The organism is Frankia sp. AiPs1 (genome assembly GCF_023716945.1).
Lineage (GTDB): Bacteria > Actinomycetota > Actinomycetes > Frankiales > Frankiaceae > Frankia.
The window spans coordinates 1-5520 of record NZ_JAMQQF010000399.1 but is presented as its reverse complement, the minus strand read 5'-3'; the positions used below and the strand labels follow the sequence as shown (position 1 = coordinate 5520).

Below are 5520 nucleotides of genomic sequence, written 5' to 3'. Positions count from 1 at the left end.
GTGCGCAGCAGGGCGACGGCGGTCGACGGGTTCGGCGCCCAGGGGCAGCCCGGCGCCGTCGGCCCCGCACCCGGCGGGCTTGCCCACGGCCTGGGGCCGGCCGTCGAGAGCGGGGCCGGATAGCGGGGCCCGCTCGGCCGCACCGGGTGCAGGCGGGCCCGGGTCGACTCCCGGTCCGCTCGGTGCGAGGGGCCGAAGACCTCCCGCCAGGTCGGGCCCGCCAGCCGGCCGGCGACCAGGCCGGCCTCCACCGGCGTCACCTGGCCCTCGATCAGGCCGGGCAGGCCGCGCCGCCCGCCGATCTCGGCGAGCAGGCGGATCTGACTGTCCACGGTTGCGAGCTGCGCGTCCGCCGCGAATCCCGGCCGACGCACGAGGACATGGCGGAACCACACCGGGCGCGGCGGCGGACCGGGGAGCGAGGCGGTGCCCTCCCGCAGCACCCAGGATCCGTCCCCGCCGCGCCGCTCCCGCGGACTCCCCTCGAGAACGCAGGCGCGGCCCGCCACCTGCACCGTCTCACCGCCTGACCAGGACACGTCGGCGGGCGTGGTGCGGCGAGCGGGCGGGGGATCCGGGACCGGCATCGGCCCGTCGGCCATGGCGGACCAGGCGTAGCCGGCCGCGCGGGGCCAGGCGTAGTAGGCGGCGCGTACGTGCGCGGCCACCGGCCGGCCGAGCCGGGCCCGCAGGCCGACCTCGTCCCACAATCCGATGCGGATCGAGGTTGCCGCCTGCTGCTCGCGCCGCCAGCGGTCCCACCACATGGCCGTCGGCTGATCCAGCGAACCGGGAACGCAGAGAATCCACCGGTCGATCCCGTGGCCGTACTCGCGTGCCTTGCGCACCGCGGCCCGAAACGAGTCCCTGATCTGCGCGCGATGATTCTCCCGCACCAATGGCAGGAGGTATTTGGCCTGCCAGGCGATGATCCGGTCATCGAGGTGGCCGAGGAAAATATCGATCCCGGCGTTCCCGGGGTTGGCGCCCATCAGCCGGAAGTCCGGATACAGCGCATCGACGAGTTGAGCGATCATCTGTTCGAAATCATCTCGTGCGCCGGCCTCGCTGTGCGTGCGCCGGCCGTGCACGCGAAAGTCGACGGGGAACGGGCCAAGGCGCGGATCCGGCATGCGAGATCGCTCTTCCCGAGGCAGCAGAGGGAAACATCGGCCGATCGATCCTAGCCGATTCGCCCAGCTCCGGCTTGCTTCCGGACATACCGCCCGGCTCGCAGCCGCGGCGCGCCAGGCGTCATCCGGACGCCGCCGCGCGGCGCGGCGGGCATTTCCCGCCACGCCACGCCGCTCGCAACCGCCGACTTCCGCGTGGTTTCTCGAATGCGAGCCCAATATTCGGGATATCTTCGCGCCCTACCCGGTCCTCCGTTCATCGCGCGCCCGAGGAGCAGGCCATGCAACGGTTTTCCCGGCGCGGGCGGCCCGCCCGGCCCGCGCACTCCGCCCGGCCCGTGCACCCCGCAGTGGATGCGGCCGCACCCGAGGTTCGCGCTGGCGCGGAAGCCTACGGATGGGCGGCCCTCGCGTTCTACGACATCTCGGTGACCTGGTTGAACAACCGGTATGTGTGGCATTGTCCAGCTTCCGTGATCAACCGGCAGTACGATGCGCATGCGACCGTGCGGCACCTGGAGGTCGGTGTCGGCACCGGCTATCACCTGGCGCGGGCCCGCTGGTCGGGGCGGGCGGCGATCACCCTCGCCGACCTCAACGAGAACACCCTGCGATGGACGGCCCGCCGGATTCGCCACCACGAGGTACGCACCGCCGTCGTCAACGCGCTGGAGCCCTTTCCCGACCTGCCCGGGGCGCCGTTCGCCTCGGCCGGGGTGGGATATCTGCTGCACTGCATCCCCGGCCGGCTCGACGAGAAGGCCGCTGCCGTCCTCGGCAACGTCGCTGCGGTGCTCGAACCGGGCGGGGTGGTGTTCGGCAGCACGATCCTCGCGCCGGGGCCGGAGACTCCGCCGCGGGCCCGCCGGATGATGCGGCTGCTGAACCGCCGCGGCATCCTGCACAACACCGAGGACACCGCCGCCGACCTCGACCGCGCGCTCGGCGCCGTCCTCGCCGAGCACACCCTGGCACAGGTCGGCGAGGTGGCCCTGTTCACCGGCCGCACCGCGGCCCCCGAGGGACGTTGACCCGCACCCCGGGCGGCGGTGCCAACCCGGGGTGGTGGTTCAGTCCGGTTCGACCGGCTCAGCGGACCCGGTGAGGACGGCGAGGAGCTGCTCGCCGTACTTGGCCAGCTTGTTCTCGCCGACGCCGCTGATGGTGGCGAGGTCGGCGAGCCCCGTCGGCATCCGCGTGGCGATCTCGCGCAGCGTCGCATCGTGGAAGATCACGTAGGCGGGGACGCCCTGTTCCTTCGCGGTGGCGCCGCGCCACGCCCGCAGCTTCTCGAACACGGGCGCGGCCTGCGCCGGCAGGTCCACCGGCGTGGCGCGTCGGGCCCGGCCCGCGCCGGCCGAGGCATCGCCGCCGCCGGGTCTGGCACTCGACCGGGCGACCCGCTCGGGCTCGCGGCGCAGCGCCACCGTGCGCGTCCCGCGCAGCACGTCCGCGCTGGCCTCGGTGAGCGCCAGCGTGCCGTGTTCGCCCTGGACGGCAAGCAGCCCCTGGGCCAGCAGCTGACGCACGACCCCGCGCCATTCGAGTTCACGCAGATCCTCGCCGACACCGAAGACCGTCAGGGTCTCGTGGCGATGCTGCGCGACCTTGGGGGTCGACCGGCCCAGCAGGATGTCGACGACATGGCCCGCGCCGAAACGCTGATGGCGCTCCCGGTCGAGGCGCAGCACGGTGGACAGCAGCTTCTGGGCGGCGACCGTGCCGTCCCAGGACTGCGGCGGCTCGAGGCAGGTGTCGCAGTTGCCGCAGGCCGCGCTGCCGCGCTGGCCGAAGTAGGCGAGCAGGCCGACGCGGCGGCACTCGACCGTCTCGCACAGGGCGAGCATGGCGTCGAGGTGGGTGCCGAGCCGGCGGCGGTGCGCCGCGTCGCCGGGGGAGGCGTCGATCAGCCGGCGCTGCTGGACGACGTCCTGCAGGCCGTAGGCCAGCCAGGCGGTGGAACGCAGGCCGTCCCGACCGGCGCGCCCGGTCTCCTGGTAGTAACCCTCGACGGACTTGGGCAGGTCGAGGTGGGCGACGAAGCGGACGTCCGGCTTGTCGATGCCCATGCCGAAGGCAATCGTCGCGACCATGACGATGCCGTCCTCGCGCAGGAAGCGGGCCTGGTTCTCGGCCCGGACGCGGTTGTCGAGCCCCGCGTGGTACGGCAGCGCGGCGATCCCCTGACCGGCCAGGAACTCGGCGATCTTCTCGACCGACGCTCGGGACAGGCAGTAGACGATGCCCGCGTCGCCGGGGTGCTCGGTGCGCAGCAGGTGCAGCAGCTGCGCCTTCGGCTCCTTCTTCGGCGCGATGCGGTACTGGATGTTGGGCCGGTCGAAGTCCGCGACGTGGTGGTAGGCGTCCGCCAGGCCCAGCCGGCTGGTGATCTCCTTGTGCGTCTCCGGGGTGGCGGTGGCGGTGAGCGCGACGCGCGGCACGCCCGGCCAGCGCTCGTGCAACATCGACAGCATCAGGTAGTCGGGCCGGAAGTCGTGCCCCCACTGCGCGACACAGTGCGCCTCGTCGATCGCGAACAGCGCGATCGTGCCCCGGTCGAGCAGGCGCAGCGTCGCCTCGACGCGCAGCCGCTCCGGCGCGAGATAGAGCAGGTCGAGCTCGCCGGCGAGGAAGGCGGCCTCGACCGTCCGCCGCTGCTCGAGGTCCTGGCTGGAGTTGAGGAAGCCGGCCCGCACGCCGAGGGCCCGCAGCGCGTCGACCTGGTCCTGCATCAGGGCGATGAGCGGGGACACCACGACCCCGGTGCCCGGGCGGACGAGGGCCGGGATCTGGTAGCACAGCGACTTGCCGCCGCCGGTGGGCATGAGGACCAGCGCGTCGCCGCCGTCGACGACGTGCTCGATGATCTCCTGCTGACCCGACCGGAACGACTCGTAGCCGAAGACCCGCCGCAGGACCTGCGCGGCGGCGCCGGCGGGATGCCCCTCGGGGCCGGGCGGCAAGGTCATCATCCCACCTTACGGCCATCCGACCGGGTCGGTGTTCCCGCGGTCCGCGGCTGTGGACAACCGCCGTGGTCCACCGTCCGAGACGTTCGTCGAGGTCGGAAAGCTGACGACCGTGGGCGGACAGGTGCGGGCTCGCTACGATCCAGGTGATTTGTCACCGCGACGCCCAGCACCGGCGGGAGTTGTCCACCGGCGGGAGTTGTCCACCTGTGGGCTCGGCGCGTCCGCGGTCCGGGCCGAGGAGAAGATCGCGTCATGCCAACCGACCCGGAGCAGGTCGCGGTCGCGGCCCTGCGTCTCACCGATCCCGTCCAGGTCGGGCCCCACCGCCTGCTCGGCCGGCTAGGCGGCGGCGGAATGGGTGTGGTCTACCTCGGCGACGGCCCGCTCGGCCAGGTTGCCGTGAAGATCATCAGATCCGAGCTGGCCGACAACCCCAGCTTCCGGGTCCGCTTCCAGCGGGAGCTGCAGGCCTGTTTCCGGGTCCGCGGCCGGCACACCGCCAAGCTGCTCGACTTCGACATCACCGCCGAGCCGCCGTGGCTGGCCACCGAGTTCCTCGCCGCGCCCACCCTGGGCCAGCACATCACCCGCCACGGCCCCCTCGACGAGGCCGACCAGGTGCGGCTGGCGGCCGGGCTCGCCGACGCGCTCGTCTCGATCCACACGGCCGGTCTCATCCACCGCGACCTCAAGCCGTCCAACGTGATGTGGACGGCCACCGGGCCGATCGTGATCGACTTCGGGGTCGCCGCCGTGCGTGACGCCGACCAGCTCACCGCGACCGGAGTGCTGATCGGTACGCCGGCCTGGCTGGCCCCCGAACAGATCACCGTCGGTGAGGCCGCGGTGGCCTCCGACGTGTTCGCCTGGGGCGGCCTGGTGGGCTACGGCGCCACCGGGCAGCCGCCCTACGGGGACGGGCCGTCCGACGCGGTGACCTACCGCATCGTCCACGAGGAACCCCGGATGGACTACGCGCGGATCGCCCCGTCGCTGCGGGACCTCGTCCGCCGATCGATGGCCCGCCAACCCGCCGACCGGCCGACCGCCGCAGACCTGCGCGCCGCACTCGCGGACGCGGCCGGTCTCGACGCCGTGTCGGGGCCCGACGCGGTGTCGGGTCCGCATGGCGGGACGGGTCCGCATGGCGGAGCGGGTCCGCATGGCGGAGCTGGTTCCGGTGGCAGGGCGGGTTCGGGTGGCGGGGCGGGCCCGGGCACCCGGCCGGACGAGGGTCGATCGAGCGAGTCGGATCGACCGGTCAGGTTCGGTCCGAACCGGGACGTCACATTGACCGTCCACGCGCCCACACCGCCCAGCGGGCCGCCGCCGTCGATCCCGTCGTCGCCGGTGGCCGACGGCCGGCCCGGCGTCGCCGCGTCCGGCGGCACACCGCCGTGGAACCTGTCCGGGGT

Annotated in this window: 4 protein-coding genes; 2 read left to right on the top strand and 2 right to left on the bottom strand. The window is 73.3% G+C overall.

Annotated features, from left to right (window positions below):
• Positions 1-1133: serine/threonine protein kinase (locus tag ND748_RS23870; protein WP_251748199.1), on the bottom strand; the 1133-nt coding region annotated here is incomplete at its 3' end.
• Between the two features lie 281 nt (positions 1134-1414).
• On the opposite strand from ND748_RS23870, the gene ND748_RS23865 reads away from it, so the two are divergent.
• Complete coding sequence (locus ND748_RS23865; protein WP_251748198.1) at positions 1415-2164, top strand: class I SAM-dependent methyltransferase; 750 nt, start codon at positions 1415-1417, stop codon at positions 2162-2164.
• Between the two features lie 39 nt (positions 2165-2203).
• Here the strand turns inward: ND748_RS23865 and recQ are convergent, their stop codons facing one another.
• A complete protein-coding gene (gene recQ / locus ND748_RS23860) occupies positions 2204-4102 on the bottom strand; it encodes a DNA helicase RecQ (RefSeq protein ID WP_251748197.1) in 1899 nt (632 codons plus the stop codon).
• A gap of 255 nt (positions 4103-4357) precedes the next feature.
• Between recQ and ND748_RS23855 the strand changes: the two genes are divergently transcribed.
• Positions 4358-5520, top strand: a 1163-nt coding sequence (locus ND748_RS23855) for a serine/threonine-protein kinase (protein WP_251748196.1), incomplete at its 3' end; no start/stop codon positions are given.